9 protein-coding genes are annotated in these 16931 nt (G+C 67.8%); 1 reads left to right on the top strand and 8 read right to left on the bottom strand.

The features are described from left to right. Window positions 1-6: 6 nt before the first annotated feature. Together QTI68_RS09030 and QTI68_RS09025 are read right to left on the bottom strand one after the other, a co-directional pair. A complete protein-coding gene (locus tag QTI68_RS09030) occupies window positions 7-2223 on the bottom strand; it encodes a response regulator (protein WP_286521057.1) in 2217 nt (738 codons plus the stop codon). Further along, the gene (locus QTI68_RS09025) at window positions 2214-8498 is read right to left on the bottom strand and encodes a HAMP domain-containing protein (protein ID WP_503011650.1); all 6285 of its coding nucleotides are present in this window, start codon (window positions 8496-8498) and stop codon (window positions 2214-2216) included. Before QTI68_RS09025 ends, QTI68_RS09030 begins: the two co-directional genes overlap by 10 nt. A 402-nt stretch (window positions 8499-8900) precedes the next feature. Between QTI68_RS09025 and QTI68_RS09020 the strand changes: the two genes are divergently transcribed. Then, window positions 8901-11372 carry a hybrid sensor histidine kinase/response regulator gene (locus QTI68_RS09020; RefSeq protein ID WP_286521055.1) on the top strand — a complete coding sequence of 824 codons (2472 nt, stop codon included), beginning with the start codon at window positions 8901-8903 and terminating at the stop codon, window positions 11370-11372. Here QTI68_RS09020 and QTI68_RS09015 read toward each other — a convergent pair. Genes QTI68_RS09015 through QTI68_RS08990 form a run of 6 tightly spaced genes read right to left on the bottom strand, consistent with a single transcriptional unit; the run spans window position 11353 to window position 16847 of the window. Continuing rightward, window positions 11353-13323, bottom strand: a complete 1971-nt coding sequence (locus QTI68_RS09015) for a hybrid sensor histidine kinase/response regulator (protein WP_286521054.1) — start codon at window positions 13321-13323, stop codon at window positions 11353-11355. The genes QTI68_RS09020 and QTI68_RS09015 overlap by 20 nt on opposite strands. 3 nt (window positions 13324-13326) lie before the next feature. Next, complete coding sequence (locus tag QTI68_RS09010; RefSeq protein WP_286521052.1) at window positions 13327-14217, bottom strand: sensor histidine kinase; 891 nt, start codon at window positions 14215-14217, stop codon at window positions 13327-13329. A 1-nt stretch (window position 14218) separates the two neighbouring features. Then, window positions 14219-15235, bottom strand: coding sequence for an ATP-binding SpoIIE family protein phosphatase (locus QTI68_RS09005; protein ID WP_286521051.1), 1017 nt, complete (start codon window positions 15233-15235; stop codon window positions 14219-14221). Further along, complete coding sequence (locus tag QTI68_RS09000; RefSeq protein WP_286521049.1) at window positions 15226-15630, bottom strand: anti-sigma regulatory factor; 405 nt, start codon at window positions 15628-15630, stop codon at window positions 15226-15228. Before QTI68_RS09000 ends, QTI68_RS09005 begins: the two co-directional genes overlap by 10 nt. Beyond that, the gene (locus tag QTI68_RS08995) at window positions 15620-15994 is read right to left on the bottom strand and encodes an STAS domain-containing protein (RefSeq protein ID WP_286509564.1); all 375 of its coding nucleotides are present in this window, start codon (window positions 15992-15994) and stop codon (window positions 15620-15622) included. Before QTI68_RS08995 ends, QTI68_RS09000 begins: the two co-directional genes overlap by 11 nt. 7 nt (window positions 15995-16001) lie before the next feature. Continuing rightward, entirely contained in the window at window positions 16002-16847 is an 846-nt protein-coding gene (locus QTI68_RS08990; protein ID WP_286521047.1) for an STAS domain-containing protein, read from the bottom strand. Window positions 16848-16931 lie beyond the last annotated feature (84 nt).

Here is a 16931-nt window from a genome sequence, read left to right as displayed (position 1 = left end):
GCCGTCCTACGCCCCGAGCGTCGGGGCGGCGGTGCGGGCTCGCCATGCCCGGATGCTCGCCAGCAGGCTGTCCGCTTCGACCGGCTTGACGAAATGACAGTCGAAGCCGGCGTCCAACGCCGCCCGCCGGTCTTCGTATTGCCCATATCCCGTGAGTGCCACCAGCAGCAAGCCGGTGCCCCCACCGGCACGCAGGCGCCGCGCGACCTCATAGCCGTCCAGTCGCGGCAAGCCGATGTCCAGCAGCACGACCGCCGGCTGAAACTGCGCGGCGACCGCCAGGGCCTCTTCGCCATCGCCTGCGGTGCGGATCGCGTGCCCCTCCATCTCCAGCATCGTTGCCAGGGTCTGCGCGGCGTCGACGTTGTCGTCCACCACCAGGATGCGTTCGGGGGGACATTCTCGCGCGGGACCGGCCAAGGACATCGGTGGCGCACTGGCCCGCACCGTCGCCCTGCGGGGCAGCGTCACCCGGAATTCGGACCCGAGGTTGCGGCCGCGGCTGTGCACCTCGATCCGGCCCCCGTGCATCTCGGTCAGCCGCCGGGCCAAGGTCAATCCGACGCCCAGGCCGCCTTGCGAGCGATCCAGGCCACGCTTGCCCTGCGCGAAGAGATCGAAGATGCGCGGCAGCAGCTCTTCATCGATGCCCATGCCTTCGTCCCGCACCGTGATCTCGACGCCTTCGTCTTCGACCACCACCCGCAGGTCGATCGGCGTCGACTCCGGGCTGTACTTCGCGGCGTTGTGAAGAAGGTTGGCAATGACCTGCGTGAGCCTCGCGCCATCGGCATCCATCCAGATCGGGGCTTCCGGCATCGCCACCCCGAGCACCTGGCGCCGGCTCTCCAGCAGCTGATGCACGGTCTCGATGCTGTGCGCCACGACCACCCTCAGGTCGACCGGATCGCACTTGAGCGTGATCTTCCCCTGGCTGATGCGCGTGACGTCCAGCAGCTCCTCCATGAGACGCGTGATCTGGCGCAGCTGGCGACCCGCCAGGTCCAGCGCCCATGTCACCTTGGGATGCTTGTCCGCCACCCGCCGGATGATTTCGATGGCCGTGTGGACCGAGGCCAGCGGATTGCGCAGCTCGTGGGACAGCATGGCGAGGAACTCGTCCTTCCGCTGGCTCGCCTGCTGCAGCTCCTGCTGCGCCGCCTGGCGCTCGACGATCTCGTGCTGGAGGTTGCGATAGAGCCGCGCGTTCTCGAACGCCGCCCCGGCCCGCGTCGCCACCTCGTGCACCAGCGTCAGGTCGGCCTCTCGCATCCAGGCGCCGTCCTCGGGCGACGCCACCAGCAGGACGCCCGGCACGCGCTCTCCGAAGAGCAAGGGGACGGCGGCGACGGAAGCCAGGGCGGCTTCGCCGAGATCGCCGTCGGGATGCCCGAGTGCGCCCGGGCCGAGCGGCATCGCCGCGTCGGCCACCCTGGCCACGCGGCGCGAGGTCGCCGCTTCCTGCAGCGCGGCCATGACCGCATCGGCCGGCGCCAGGTCGACGCCGAACGCGACCGTCGCGGACCCGTCGCCCGCGGTGCGGGCCGCGATCGCGAACGACCCTCGGCCGAGTTCGGGGTCCGCGATCCAGACCAGCGCCGTGGCGGCCCGCTCCGGCACCAGCAGGGCGACCAGCTCCTGCATCGCCACCCGGATGTCCAGGGATCGGTTGAGCGCCTGGCTCGCACCGGCCAGAAAGGCGGAGCGCCGGTCGTTCTCCTCGGCCAGGCGGCGGGCGGCGTCCGAGGCCATCATTGCCGCACGCGCATCGGCCTGCCGCTCGACCTGGCGCTGCATCAGGTAGAGCGACACGAACACGCCGACCTTGCTGCGCAGGATCTCCGGCACGACCGGCGAGAGGATGTAGTCGACCGCACCGAGCGAATAGCCGCGCGCGGTCTGGATCTCGTCCGCGTACGAGGTGATGAAGATGATCGGCGTATGGGCGCTGCGCCGGTGGTTGCGGATCAGCGTGGCGGTCTCGAAGCCATCCATGCCGGGCATGTTGACGTCGAGCATGATCACGGCGAACTCGCGCTGGAGGATCTCGCGCAGCGCATCCGCACCCGAGCGCACCATCACCAGGTTCTGGCCCAGCTCCTCGAGGACCGTCCGGAAGACCAGCAGCTTTTCCGGCAGGTCGTCGACGATCAGGATGTTGGCGCGCTCGCCGCCGGGGGTCTCTCCCTGCGGCGCCGGGCCCTTCTTCGGTGCTAGCTGCACAGCCAGCCTCGAAGGACGACCAGCAGGTGGTTCGTGTCGACCGGCTTCGACAAGTAGTCCCACGCCCCGGCCTCGATGCACTTCTCGCGATCGCCCTTCATGGCCTTGGCGGTCACCGCCACCAGCGGCAGCTGCTTGCCGCGCGGCAGGCGGCGCAGCTCGCGCATGGTCTGCATGCCGTCCATCTCCGGCATCATGATGTCCATCAGGACGATGTCGATGTCCTCGTCCTCCTGCACCAGCCGGATCGCGTCGCGGCCGTTCTCCGCCGTCACGATGGCCATGCCCTGCTGGTCGAGCACGGTGGCCAGCGCGAAGATGTTGCGCATGTCGTCGTCCACGATCAGCACCTTGCGGCCCGCCAGCGAGCAGGCGGCGTCGTTCGCGGCCTCGACGGCACGGCGCTCCGGGTCCGACATCAGCGCGAAGGCGCGATGCAGGAAGAACGCACTGCTGTCGATCAACGCGTCCGTGCTGCTCACGCTGCGCCATGCCGCGCCGTCGAGGCCGCGGGTCCACGCGGCCGACCGCGAGCCGGCGGCGGGCCGGTCGAAGACGATCACCGGAAGCTGATGCACCGGGGCCCTTCCCTCGACCGCCTCGGCCAGGTCCGCCGGGCTGAAGCCCGGCACCGACCCGTCCGTGACGAGGCAGTCCACCGGCCCCTGGGCGATCTCGCGGGCCAGGGCCTCCCTCGATTCGGCCAGCGAGATCGTCACGTCGGAACCGTCGAAGGCATCCACCAGCGCCGCCCGCGCGTCGGAGCCCTGCATGGCCACCAGCAGCCTGCGCGATCCCGTCGACACGAAGCGATGCAGCTGCCCCATCGCCGCGTCCACCTGGTCCATCGACTGCAAGGGCTTGGCGAGGAATCCCACGGCGCCGGAGTTCAGGGCACGCTCGCGCGAATCGTCGGTCGACACCACGCACACCGGGATGTGCCGCGTCGCCAGGTCGGCCTTCAGGCGTTCCAGGATGCGCCAGCCCTGCATGTCGGGCAGGTGGATGTCCAGCGTGATCAGCGCCGGGCGGTGGTCGCCGGTCAGCGCCAGCGCCACCGCGCCCGTCGAGCTGACCAGCCCCTTGAACCCGGCGCGACGGGCGGCCTGCAGCAGCACCTTCGCGAAGGCCAGTTCGTTCTCGACGATCAACGCCACCTTGTCGCCCGGCAGCAGCGCGTCGCGGTCGTCCCCCGCCACGTTCAGCGCGTGCAATTCGGCGGCCGCGGCCTCGGCGCCTGCAGCGTCGACGCCAGCCAGCGCGTCGACGGGCTCGATCGTGGCTGCGACGGAGGCCGGGCGGGTCTTCGGCGTCGGCAGGGGTGCCGGCAGGTCCGCGCCGCCGGCACGGACGCCGCGCCCGCGCGCCGGGCTGAAGCTCTGCGGCAGGAACAGCGTGAACGTGCTGCCCTGCGCCGGAACGCTCGTCAGGCGAATCTCGCCGCCCAGGAGCCGCGCCAGTTCGCGGCTGATCGCCAGGCCGAGACCGGTGCCGCCGTACTTGCGCGAGGTCGAGCCATCGGCCTGCTGGAAGGCTTCGAAGACGATCTGCTGCTTGTCCGCGGGGATGCCGATGCCGGTGTCGGAGACGGCAAAGGCGATCACCTGGCTCGCCCGGTTGAGCTCCTCGCGGTCGCGCGACCAGCCGCTGTGGACGACCCCGACCGAGAGCCCCACCGTCCCGTGGTGGGTGAACTTGAAGGCGTTGGACAGCAGGTTCTTGATGATCTGCTGCAGGCGCTTGACGTCGGTGACGATCGCCTCGGGGAGCGCGTCTTCCAATTCGATGCCGAAGCCCACGTGCTTGGCCTCCGCCACGTGGCGGAAGCTGCGCTCGACCGAGCGCTGCAGGTCGTCGATCCGCAGTTCGCTCACCTCCACCGCGACCGTTCCCGATTCGATCTTCGACAGGTCGAGGATGTCGTTGATCAGCATCAGCAGGTCGTTGCCCGAGAGGTGGATCGTCTTTGCGAACTCCACCTGCCGCTCCGTCAGGTTGCCTTCCGCGTTCTTGCAGAGCTGGTCCGACAGGATCAGCAGGCTGTTCAGCGGCGTGCGCAGTTCGTGCGACATGTTGGCCAGGAACTCCGACTTGTACTTGGAGGTCAGCGCCAGCTGCTCGGCCTTCTCCTCGAGCGCCTGGCGGGCCTGCTCGACCTCCTGGTTCTTGCTCTCGACTTCCTGGTTCTGGTGCACCAGCAGCCGGGCCTTCTCCTGCAGCTCTTCGTTGGTCTGCTGCAGTTCCTGCTGGCGATTCTGGAGTTCCTCGGCGAGCGACTGCGACTGGGTCAGCAGGTCCTCGGTGCGCATGTTGGCCGAGATGGTGTTGATCACGATGCCGATCGATTCGGTCAGCTGGTCGAGGAAGGCCTGGTGCGACGGGTTGAAGCGCTCGAGCGACGCCAGTTCCAGCACCCCCCGCACCTCGTCCTCGAACACGACCGGCAGCACGATCACATCCATCGCCGCGCCTTCGCTCAGCCCGGTGGCCACCTTGAAGGCCGTGCTCGGCACGTTGGTCAGCAGGATCTTCGACTTCTCGATCGCGCATTGCCCGACCAGGCCCTGCCCCAGGTCGATCTCCTTGCCGTGCGCGGCGTGGCCGCCCGAGGCGTAGCTGGCGAACAGCTTGAGCTTCGGCGCGCCGCCCGACGAGGTCAGCAGGTAGAACTCGGCCTGCTGCGCGCCGACGACGGGCGCGAGCTCCGAAAGGATCAGCTGGCCCACGGTCAACAGGTCCTTCTGGCCCTGCAGCATGCGGCTGAACTTGGCCAGGTTGGTCTTCAGCCAATCCTGCTCGGTGTTCTTCTGCGTCGTGTCCTTCAGGTTGCGGATCATCTCGTTGATGGTGTCCTTGAGCGCCGCCACTTCCCCCTGGGCCTCGACCGTGATCGAGCGCGTCAGGTCGCCCTGGGTCACGGCCGTCGCCACCTCCGCGATCGCGCGCACCTGCGTCGTCAGGTTGGCCGCGAGTTGATTGACGTTCTCGGTCAGCCCTTTCCAGGTGCCGGCGGCGCCGGGCACCTTGGCCTGGCCGCCGAGCTTGCCCTCGACGCCCACCTCGCGCGCCACGCTGGTCACCTGGTCGGCGAAGGTGGCCAGCGTGTCGGTCATGCTGTTGATGGTCTCGGCCAGCGCGGCGATCTCGCCCTTGGCCTCCACCGTGAGCTTCTGCTTGAGGTCGCCGTTGGCGACCGCCGTCACCACCTTGGCGATGCCGCGCACCTGCCCCGTCAGGTTGCCCGCCATGAAGTTGACGTTCTCGGTGAGGTCCTTCCAGGTGCCCGACACATCGCGCACCTGGGCCTGTCCGCCGAGCCGGCCTTCGGTGCCCACCTCGCGCGCCACGCGCGTGACTTCCGCCGCAAAGGAGGACAGCTGGTCCACCATGGTGTTGATCGTCGCCTTGAGTTCGAGGATCTCGCCCTTGACGTCGACCGTGATCTTCTCGGACAGGTCGCCCGCGGCCACCGCCTTGGTCACGTCGGCGATGTTGCGCACCTGCGAGGTGAGGTTCGACGCCATCAGGTTGACCGAATCGGTCAGGTCCTTCCAGGTGCCGGCCACGCCCTGCACGTCGGCCTGGCCGCCCAGGATGCCCTCGGTGCCCACCTCCAGCGCCACGCGCGTCACCTCGGCGGCGAAGGAGCGCAGCTGGTCGACCATGGTGTTGACCGTGTTCTTGAGCTCGGAGATCTCGCCCTTGACGTCGACCGTGATCTTCTTCGACAGGTCGCCGGCCGCGACCGCAGTCGTCACCTCGGCGATGTTGCGCACCTGCGAGGTCAGGTTGCCGGCCATGAAGTTGACCGACTCGGTCAGGTCCTTCCAGGTCCCGGCAACGCCCTGCACATCGGCCTGCCCGCCCAGGATGCCCTCGGTGCCGACCTCCCGGGCCACCCGCGTCACTTCGGCCGCGAAGGAGCGCAGCTGGTCGACCATGGTGTTCACCGTGTTCTTCAGCTCCAGGATCTCGCCCTTGACGTCGACCGTGATCTTCTTCGACAGGTCGCCGGCCGCCACCGCCTTGGTCACGTCGGCGATGTTGCGCACCTGCGAAGTGAGGTTCGACGCCATCGAGTTGACGGATTCGGTGAGGTCCTTCCAGGTGCCCGCCACGCCCTGCACGTCGGCCTGGCCGCCCAGCTTTCCCTCGGTGCCCACTTCGCGCGCCACCCGCGTGACCTCGGCCGCAAAGGACGACAGCTGGTCGACCATCGTGTTGATGGTGTTGGTGAGTTCGAGGATCTCGCCCTTGGTGTCGACCGAGATCTTCTTCGACAAGTCGCCGGCCGCCACCGCCTTGGTCACGTAGGCGATGTTTCGCACCTGCGAGGTCAGGTTGCCGGCCATGAAGTTGACCGACTCCGTCAAGTCCTTCCAGGTGCCGGCCACGCCCTGCACGTCGGCCTGGCCGCCCAGCTTGCCCTCGGTGCCGACTTCGCGCGCCACCCGCGTCACTTCGGCGGCAAACGAGCGCAGCTGGTCGACCATGGTGTTGATGGTCGCCTTGAGTTCCAGGATCTCGCCCTTGACGTCGACCGTGATCTTCTTCGACAGGTCGCCGGCCGCCACCGCCTTGGTCACGTCGGCGATGTTGCGCACCTGGCTGGTGAGGTTGCCGGCCATCGAGTTGACCGATTCCGTCAGGTCGCGCCACGTGCCGGCCACGCCCTTGACTTCGGCCTGGCCGCCGAGCCGCCCTTCGGTACCGACTTCACGTGCGACACGGGTCACCTCGTCCGCGAAGGAGGACAGCTGGTCGACCATGGTGTTGATGGTGGCCTTCAGCTCCAGGATCTCGCCTTTCACGTCCACCGTGATCTTCTTCGACAGGTCCCCGGCGGCCACCGCCTTGGTCACGTCGGCGATGTTGCGCACCTGCGAGGTGAGGTTCGACGCCATCGAGTTGACCGAGTCGGTCAGGTCCTTCCAGGTCCCGGCCACGCCCTGCACGTCGGCCTGACCGCCCAGCTTGCCCTCGGTGCCGACCTCGCGCGCCACGCGCGTCACCTCGGCGGCGAAGGAACGCAGCTGGTCGACCATCGTGTTGATCGTGTTCTTGAGCTCGGAGATCTCGCCCTTGACGTCGACCGTGATCTTCTTCGACAGGTCGCCGGCGGCCACCGCGGTCGTCACCTCGGCGATGTTGCGCACCTGCGAGGTCAGGTTGCCGGCCATGAAGTTGACCGACTCCGTCAGGTCCTTCCAGGTCCCGGCAACGCCCTGCACGTCGGCCTGGCCGCCCAGCTTGCCTTCGGTGCCGACCTCGCGCGCCACGCGGGTCACTTCGGCGGCGAACGAGCGCAGCTGGTCGACCAGCGTGTTGACCGTGTTCTTGAGCTCCAGGATCTCGCCCTTGCCATCGACCGTGATCTTCTTCGACAGGTCGCCGGCCGCCACGGCCTTGGTGACGTCGGCGATGTTGCGCACCTGGCTCGTCAGGTTGCCGGCCATCGAGTTGACCGAATCGGTGAGGTCCTTCCAGGTCCCCGACACGCCTTCCACGCGCGCCTGGCCGCCGAGCGATCCCTCGGTGCCGACCTCGCGTGCCACCCGGGTCACCTCCGAAGCAAAGGAGCGCAGCTGGTCGACCATCGTGTTGATGGTGTTCTTGAGCGTCAGGAACTCGCCCTTCACGTCGACGTCGATCTTCTTCGACAGGTCGCCCTTGGCGACCGCCGTGGTCACGTCGGCGATGTTGCGCACCTGGTCCGTCAGGTTTCCGGCCATGGAGTTGACCGAATCGGTCAGGTCCTTCCAGGTACCGGCCACGCCCTTGACCTTGGCCTGGCCGCCCAGCTTGCCTTCGGTCCCGACCTCGCGCGCCACGCGGGTCACCTCGGCGGAAAAGTTGCCCAGCTGCTCGACCATCTTGTTGATGGTCCTGGCGGTGCGCAGGAACTCGCCCTCCAGTTCGCGCCCTTCCACCTCGAGCGCCATGCTCTTCGACAGGTCCCCCTGCGCCACGGCCCCGATCACGCGGGCGACTTCGCTGGTCGGATGCACCAGGTCGTCGATGAGCGAATTGACGCAGGCGATCGATTCGCCCCAGAAGCCACGGGTCTCGGCCATCACGGCCCGCTGCTTGAGCTTGCCCTCCTTGCCCACGACCTGCCGCAGCCGCACCAGCTCGGAAGCGAGCGTGGCGTTCTGCTCGACCAGTTCATTGAAAATATCGGCGACCTTGCCGGGCAATCCCACCCACTGGGCTGGAAGCCGGACCTTGGCGTCGCCCTTTCGAAGGCGTGTCATCGCATCGAGCAGGACGGCCATTTCGTCGTTGGCGTTGTCCGTGACAGGGGCGTGTTCCAGGACTTTCATCTGTGCCTCGTGGTTCGACCAAGCTGAGTTGCAACGGCTGGCGGGGAAGTGTAGGCCTCGGTCCAAATTTGTAACAGGGGCCTTTCGACCCGTGCATGGCTCCCCCGTTCACAGCGACAGTGCGAACACGCAATGCGCGGTATTTGACCTGTGCGCGAGCACCTCCAGCGTAGGCGGGGCGGCAGTCTCGCCACGCGGTCCTTTCCTACACCCGGGCGCGTTCAACTCGCGCAGCGCGCGACTTGCGCCGGCAGTGCCCAATTGCCCGCATTGCCATAAACTCGTTCCAGCGCCCTTTCCCTCCTTGCGCCTCCAGGCACCTGAGCACCGCTGAACGGTGGAACCCAGTCGACCATGACCATGCCAGCACCCGCACGCCCGGACGCCGCCACTGCGCAGAACACCGGCCCGGCGTTCATGGCAGGGAAGGGCGAGATGGCCACCCTGATACGGGCCCATGACTGGTCAGCCTCCTCCCTCGGCGACCCGGCGCTGTGGCCGCAGTCCCTGCGCACCGTCGTTCGCCTCATGCTCAACACCGGGCATCCGATGTACGTGTGGTGGGGCCCCGAGTTGGCTTGCCTGTACAACGACGCCTATCGGGAATCGATCGGACCCGAGCGCCACCCCGGCTCGCTGGGACGCCCCGCGCGCGAAGTCTGGGCCGAGATCTGGGAAGTGATATTCCCGCAGATCGAACAGGTCCTGAGCGGGGGCGGGGCGACCTGGCATGTCGATCATCTGGTGCCGATCACCCGGCACGGCCGGCGTGAGGATGTCTACTGGACCTACAGCTACAGTCCGATCGACGACGAGAGCGCACCGGGTGGCATCGGCGGCGTCCTGGTGCAATGCACCGAGACCACGCAACAGGTTCTGGCGGCCCGGCAGCTGGCGTCCGAGCGAGACCGGTTGGCCGCTCTTCACGAGAGCGAGATGCGCTTCCGGTCGGCCCTGCATGCGGGCGGAATGGGGGCCTGGGAGACCGACTACCAGACGCTGACCAGGTCCTGGACCCCGGAGGGCATGGCGCTCTTCGGGCTCAGCCTGCCGGACGGGCGGGGCCGCGTGGGTGGCCCCGACGATGAATACGTGGCCGCGCTGCATCCGGACCACCGCCATCTCGCCGCCGGATTCCGCGAGTTGGCGGATCGGCAAGACTCCTTCCCGGCGGAGTACTGGATCGTGCGGGCCGACGGATCGAAGCTATGGCTCGCGGGCCGCGGGATGGTCATTTCCCGAATGCCGGACGGCCGGGCCCATCGCCTCGTCAGCATCATGGCCGACGCGACCGAACGCAAGCGGGCCGAAGAGCGCCTGCTGATCGAGCACCAGCGCCTCGAACTCGCGCTGGGCGCGGGGCGCATGGGCGCCTACGACATGGACATGCGGGACAACGTCCTGTGGTGGTCGGCGCAAACCTACCGGCTCTTCGGTGTCAGCGACCAGGATTTCGTGCCGACACCCGCCCACGTGCTGGCCTTGCTTCACCCGGACGACCGGGAGGACTTCATTCGGCGCCGCGCAGAGGCCATCCAGGGCCATCGGCCCTTCGTGCATGAGTTCCGCATCCTGCGGCCCGATGGCACGCAAGCCTGGCTGGGCCACCGCGGTCACGTCGAATACGACGCCAGGGGCCGTCCGGTGCGCATCTTCGGCGTCACGATGGACATCACCGAGCGCAAGCTGGTCGAGACCCGACTCCAGGACGCGGACCGGCAGAAAGATCGCTTCATCGCGATGCTGGCGCATGAACTGCGCAACCCGCTGGCGCCGATCCGCAATGCCATCGCCGTGTTGCGCAAGATCGGTGGTGCCGATGCGACCTCGGCCTGGTGCCATGACGTCATCGACCGGCAGGTGAGCCAGATGGCGCATCTTCTCGATGACCTGCTCGACGCCTCCCGCCTGAATCACGGCCATCTGCGCCTGCGCATGCAGCCGCTCCAACTGGCGACGGCGATCGACCGGGCGATCGAGATCGCCAGGCCGGTGATCGACGCCGGCGGCCACTCGCTGGCCTTGCACATTCCGGCCCGGCCTTTCGAACTCGAAGGCGACCTGACGCGACTGGCACAGGTCTTCTCCAACATCCTCATCAATGCAGCCAAGTACACGCCGCGAGGCGGCGCCATCGAACTGACCGTCGAGCGCGAGGATCAGCAGGCTCTGGTCAGCGTGACCGACACCGGGATCGGCATCGAGTCGCATCACGGTGAGCGAATCTTCGAAATGTTCGGCCAGGTGGAATCGTCGCTGGCCCGGGCCCAAGGCGGGCAGGGCATCGGGCTGGCCCTCGCGAAGGCCCTGGTGGAAATGCACGGCGGGACCATCGCGGCCACCAGCGAAGGCCTGGGCAAGGGAAGCCGGTTCGAAGTCCGCCTGCCGCTGGCCGCCATCGAAGCCGAGGCGAACCAGGAGGCCACCGGCGCGGGAGAATCGTCCGCGGCGGCCGGTTGTCGCGTCCTGGTGGTCGACGACATGCGCGACAGTGCCGACAGCCTGGCGCTTGCCGTGCAGGCACTGGGCCATGAGGTCGAGGTGGCCTACGGCGGTGAGGCGGCCTTGCGAAGAGTCGAAGCCACCCGACCCGACATCGTCTTGCTGGATCTGGGAATGCCGGGGATGGACGGCTACGAGGTGTGCCGTCGAATTCGGGCAACCCCCTGGGGGCACGAAGTCCTGCTTGTCGCGCAGACCGGGTGGGGAACCGACAACGATCGCGAAGGGACGCGCAAGGCGGGCTTCGACCACCATCTCGTCAAGCCCGTGGAGCTCGGCGCGCTGGCCGCGCTGCTCGAATCGGCTAGCCCGTCCTCCCGCTGATGATGTTCATCAGGACATGCGGCTGCAGGGGCTTTCCGAGGTGCGCGTCGAAGCCGGCTTCGATCGCCTTGGCACGGTCCTGGGGCCGCGCAAAGGCCGTCAACGCCACTGCGAACAAGCGCGGCATGCCATGCGACGCGCCGTGCTGCCGGGTCAGGCGGATGAGCTCGTAGCCATCCCGGCCCGGCAGGCCGATGTCGCTCACCAGCACATCGGGCCAATGGGCCTCGATCAGCCGCATGGCCTCATCGAACGTGGACGCCAGGCGGACATGCGCGCCGGCGTCTCCGAGGACGAGGGTCAGCATGGCGCTGGCGTCTTCGTTGTCCTCGACGACCAGCACTTCCATGCCGTCCAGCACGCGATCGGAGGAGGGCGAGGGCCGCGGCTCCTGGGGTTCCGTCAGGACCAGAGAGGCCCCGTCGGCGGGCACCACCACCAGCTCGACACGCAGCGTGGCCCCCGCGCCGGCACCTGCGCTCTCGGCGGTGACACCACCGCCGTGCAGCTCCGCCAGGTTCTTGACGATCGACAGACCCAGCCCCAGGCCGCCGTGCAACCGGTTGTCCGGCGAATCGCTCTGCGTGAAGCGGTCGAACAGATGGGCCACGAATTCGGGGTCGATGCCGCGGCCGCAGTCCTGCACGCACAGCGCCAGTCGGTCGGCCTCGCGCGCCAGGCTGATGCGAATCAAGCCGCCTTCATTCGAGAATTTGACGGCGTTCGAAAGCAGGTTCCACACGATCTGCTGGAAGCGGGTCGGATCGAGCCAGGCGGGCTGTTCGGCCTCCTCGTGCTCGAACTGGACACGAAGGTGCTTGGCGGCGATCGCCACGCTGAGCGCTTCGATCGACGAGGCGACCAGCGCGCGCGGTTCGCTCCACTCGGGGTGAAGCCGGAGCTTTCCGGAACTGATGCGGGAGACGTCGAGAATGTCCGAAATGAGCCGTGCCTGGGCCTTGACGCTGCGGTCGATCGCGGTGAGTCCCTTCTCGACCAAGTCCGGCGAACGATTGCCCGTCTTCAGCACGTGAACCCAGCCGCCAATGGCGTTGAGCGGATTTCGCAGTTCGTGCGAGAGCACGGCAACGAAGTCGTCCTTGGTCCGGCTGTGTCGCTCGGCGGATGCCCGCGCCGCCTGCTCGCGCTCGAGGACTTCGAGGCGACGCGCCTCGAGCTCGAAGCGCTCGGAAACGTCCAGAGCGATGCCGATGCGAAGCCCCGGCTCGATCGGCGCCGACATCGTCCATTCGAGGCGCACCAGGCTGCCGTCTTGCCGGTAGAGCGGAAATTCCGACTGCCAGGATGCGGCGCCCTCGCCCGCCATCACGGTCCTTTCGCTCACGGCATCGGTCCAGTCGCCAGGCGCGAACGCGGCCACCGCCTGCCCGACCACCTGATCATGCGCACGCCCCAGCATCGCGACCATGGCGGGATTGACATCGACGAACTGCCCGGCGTCGTCGATCAGCGCCATGCCGGTGGGCGCCTGCGTATAGATCGCCCGGAAGCGTGATTCGCTGCTGCGAAGCCGGTCCTCCGCCATGCGGGCGCGAATCAGCGCCTGCAGCGTGGCGATCAGCACCGCCGGCTCGACCGGATGCACCAGGTACGCGTCGGCGCCGGCATCCAGGCCGGTCACCTTGTCCTCGTTGCGCACGAAGGCCCCGGAAAGGTGAATGACCGGCAGCGTCGCCGTGGCCCGGTCGGCGCGGATCCGTCGGCAGACCTCGAAGCCGTCGATGTCGGGCAGGTGCACATCCAGCACGACGGCCGACACCTGGCTCGACGCGAGTGCGAGCGCTTCCCCGCCGGTACTCGCTTCGCTGGTCTGGAAGCCCGCGGCGCGGATCACCCGCGCCGTCGAGTAGCGCGTCGTGGGGTTGTCGTCGACCACCAGCACCGTGTGGCGGCTGCGGTCGATGGTGGTGTTTATCACGTCGGTGACCACGGTTCAGGCCTTCGGGGGCAGCATCGATCCGTTCAACTGCACGGGCAGGGTCACCGAGAACACGGAACCCCTGCCGAGTTCGCTGGCGATTTCCACCCGCCCGCCGAGCAGCTCGGCGAATTGCTTGCTCAGCGACAGCCCGAGGCCGGTGCCTCGCAGGCGCTTCTGCACCGGCGAGTCGACCTGCGAGAAGTCGTCGAACACCGCCGCATGATGCTCCGGTGCGATGCCGATGCCGGTATCGGCCACCGAGAAGCGGATGAAGTCGTCTTCGACCTGGACCGCCGATACGCGCACTTCGCCGCGCGGCGTGAACTTGAGCGCATTGGCAATGAAGTTGCGCAGGATCTGGGACAGCTTGCGGTCGTCGGTGAAGAGCCGCGGCAGTTCGTGTGGCTCCTCGAAGATGAGCGCGGTGTCGGGGTTCGTGAGCACCGGCTTGAACATGCCCCGCAGTGCGGAGAACAGGTCGACCATCTCGAACCATGCAGGAGAGATCTCGACGCGGCCGGCCTCGATCTTGGCCAGATCCAGCAGATCGTCGACCATCTCGGCGAACTCGGCCGCACTGGACTCGATGAAGCCGACCTGGCGCTCCTGCTCCGGGGTCAGCGGGCCATCGACCCGGTCGCTCAACAGGCGCGTGATGCTCCGGATCGCGCTGATCGGCGTGCGGAATTCATGGCTCATGTAGGCGAGGAAGCGGCTCTTGAGTTCCGTGGCCCGCTTGAGTTGCTCGGCTTGGGCATCGAGCTCGGCATAGAGCGCCACCACGCCGCGGTTGGTTTCCTCGAGCTCGGCGCGCAGTTCGTCCGCTTCCTGGCGGCTCGCTGCCAGCGCCCGTCGACAGTCCTCGATGGTCGCGCCGTCGGCCGGATCGAATTCGGACGTCATGTCACTGGTCCTCCCGGCGCAGCACCACGACGGTGGCATCGTCGCGATGTCTCGTGTGGTCGCGCAGCAAAACGGCTGCCGCCAGGGTCGGGTCCTTCTGCATCACAGGAAGGATCCGGTCGGCGCGCCAGCGCGTGTCGATGCCGTCGCTGTGAACGATCACGAGTGCGTGGGCTGGCAATTCCATCGCGGTTTCCTCCGGACGCCGGATCTGGAGGCCAGCGGTGCCATGCTGCGTGATGATCGATTTGTCGAACACACCGGACAGCACCCGTCCCACCACGTTTCCCGCCCCGGAGTATGACAACCTCGAGGCCTCGCCGTCGATGGCCAGGGCGCAGATGGCCGCACCCCGCGTCGTCTGCAGTGCCTGGTGGGTCTGCTGGACCTGTTCGCGCGGCGCCGCCGATGGATCGCGAGCGAAGGCAGCGGTGGCGGCCAGCGACGCCTTCGCGGCTTCGGGGCCGTGGCCGAGGCCGTCGGCGACCATCAGGCTGAATCGGGCGCCCAGGCGGCCCGCCGTCCAGGCGTCGCCGCACACGGCCTCGCCGGGTGCGGGCAGGCACACGGCACCGATCCGGACCGAGGCCGCCGGACCCTGCAGCGCATCCGACCTGCGGACGCGCGCCACGCTCACCGTGCCGTCGGGAACCGACGAATGCATATCGAAATCGTCGGCCAAGCGCCGGATCGCGCCCAGGCCGGTACCGGGCGTGCGCCCGGACGATTGGCCGTCCTGCATCGACAGGTGCAGGTTCACGATGCCCGGCCCCTCGTCGATAGCCACGACTTCGACGTCCCGGGCGTGCGGGCGCGCCGCGACCAGCAGGCGGCCCTTGCGCGCGTGACGCTGGAGGTTGGTGCCCAGTTCGGTCACGACCAATGCCAGCCTGCCCGCGTCCACTTCGGAAAACGCCAGCCCGGCCGCCAGCTGTGCCGCATGGCGCCTTGCTTCGCCCACCCGGCTCGCATCTTCGACCGGGAAGGACTTGTGGGTCCAGCCGGTGACTACTTCCACTTGGTGATACTCACGCGCGTTCCCGCGCCAGGTTCAGACTGAAGATCGAAATCGTTCACCAGCCGCTTGCTGCCCGGCAGTCCCAGGCCCATGCCGGTGCCGCTGGTCCAGCCATCGGTCAGCGCCAGCGCGATGTCGGCGATGCCCGGTCCCTGGTCCTCGAAGACCAGTTGCAGGCCGGGTCGGCCGTTCTTCTCGATGAACTCCCATCGCATCGTGCCGCCGCCCCCGTGGATCAGGGTGTTGCGCGACAGTTCGCTGGCCGCGGTGATCATCTTGGTCTGATCGACCAGCGTCAGCTTGAGGTCCTGGCAGAGCGCGCGCACCATCTGCCGGCTAGCGACGATGTTGTGCTCCGACTGCAGCGGCAGCGTACCGGCGCGTTCAATGGCCAAGGGAACTCTCCTCGCGCGCGCGCTGGAGCAGTTCCATGCCGCGCTCGACGTTCAGCGCGGTCCGCACGCCTTCGAGCGACAGGCCGAGTTCGACGAGCGTGATGGCCACGGCAGGCTGCATGCCGACGACCACGGTGGTGGCGGAAAGGATGCGGGCGATGCCCGAGATGCTGGTCAGCATGCGACCGACGAAGGAGTCGACGATCTCGAGCGCCGAGATGTCGATCATCACGCCCGAAGCACCCGTCTTGGCGATCTGGCCGGCCAGGTCGTCCTGCAGCGTCAGGGCAGTCTGGTCCTGCATGTCGACCTGAATGGTCACCAGCAGGGTCTCGCCCATGCGCAGAATCGGGATGCGGTCCATGGCCGTCCTACTTGTCGCGCGTGATACGCCAACCGGTCTTCTGCAGCGCGAGCGACAGCGCATCGGCCAGTGTCGCCTTGGTGCTGACGCCCTGCAGGTCGATGCCCAGATGCACGATGGTCTGTGCGATCTGCGGGCGGATTCCGCTGATGATGCAGTCGGCACCCATCAAGCGGATGGCGGTGACGGTCTTCAGCAGGTGCTGCGCCACCAGCGTGTCGACGGTCGGCACACCCGTGATGTCGATGATCGCGAGGCCCGAACCGGTTTCGACGATCCGTTGGAGCAGCGCCTCCATCACCATCTGCGTGCGGCTGCTGTCGAGCACGCCGATCATGGGCACGGCCAGCACGCCCTCCCACAGCTTGACGACCGGGGTGGACAACTCGAGCAGTTCTTCCTGCTGGCGCCGGATGATGTCCTCGCGCGCCTGCTGGAAAGTCGACACGGTGTGCTGGGCCAACCTGTCGACCGTGGTCGACAAGGACCAGAGCGCAGGCCCCAATGCGCCAGGCTGTGCGCCGAGCCGTCGCTGCAAGGAATTGAAGAGCGGCTTCTTGAGCGCCAGCACGAAGACGCTGGTGGCTTCTGCCGTCTGGCCCTGTGCGGCCCTGGAGCGCGACAGGCCTGAAAGCGTGTCGCGCACGGACGCCCAATCGGCTGACTCGAATCCTTCCGGGTCCGCACCGGCCTGCAGGCTTTCACGCAGCTTGCGCAGGAGCTCGGAGGCCTCGGCGCGAGTGGCGCGCCGGGCGCCGACGTCGGCGCCGGGCAATTCGGCCATCCACTCGTCGATGATGGGTTCTTCTTCTTCCCTCAGGGCACCTAGCAGTGCCGCGTAGTCATTCTTCATGGTTTCCTCACGGGCTGTCTTCCGGGTCGGCGCGAGTCGCTGCCCAGGGCGTCGCGCAGTGCGCGCTGGTCGTTCGGCATGGTA

It is taken from the genome of Variovorax sp. J31P207 (assembly GCF_030316965.1).
Classification (GTDB): Bacteria; Pseudomonadota; Gammaproteobacteria; order Burkholderiales; family Burkholderiaceae_C; genus Variovorax; species Variovorax ginsengisoli_B.
This window is presented reverse-complemented; position numbering and strand designations above follow the sequence as displayed.

Coding starts and splice junctions, on each gene's coding strand:
- QTI68_RS08995 (WP_286509564.1), bottom strand. CDS start 15,994: ATGGACCGCATCCCGATTCTGCGCATGGGCGAGACCCTGCTGGTGACC.
- QTI68_RS08990 (WP_286521047.1), bottom strand. CDS start 16,847: ATGAAGAATGACTACGCGGCACTGCTAGGTGCCCTGAGGGAAGAAGAA.
- QTI68_RS09025 (WP_503011650.1), bottom strand. CDS start 8,498: ATGGCCGTCCTGCTCGATGCGATGACACGCCTTCGAAAGGGCGACGCC.
- QTI68_RS09010 (WP_286521052.1), bottom strand. CDS start 14,217: ATGACGTCCGAATTCGATCCGGCCGACGGCGCGACCATCGAGGACTGT.
- QTI68_RS09020 (WP_286521055.1), top strand. CDS start 8,901: ATGACCATGCCAGCACCCGCACGCCCGGACGCCGCCACTGCGCAGAAC.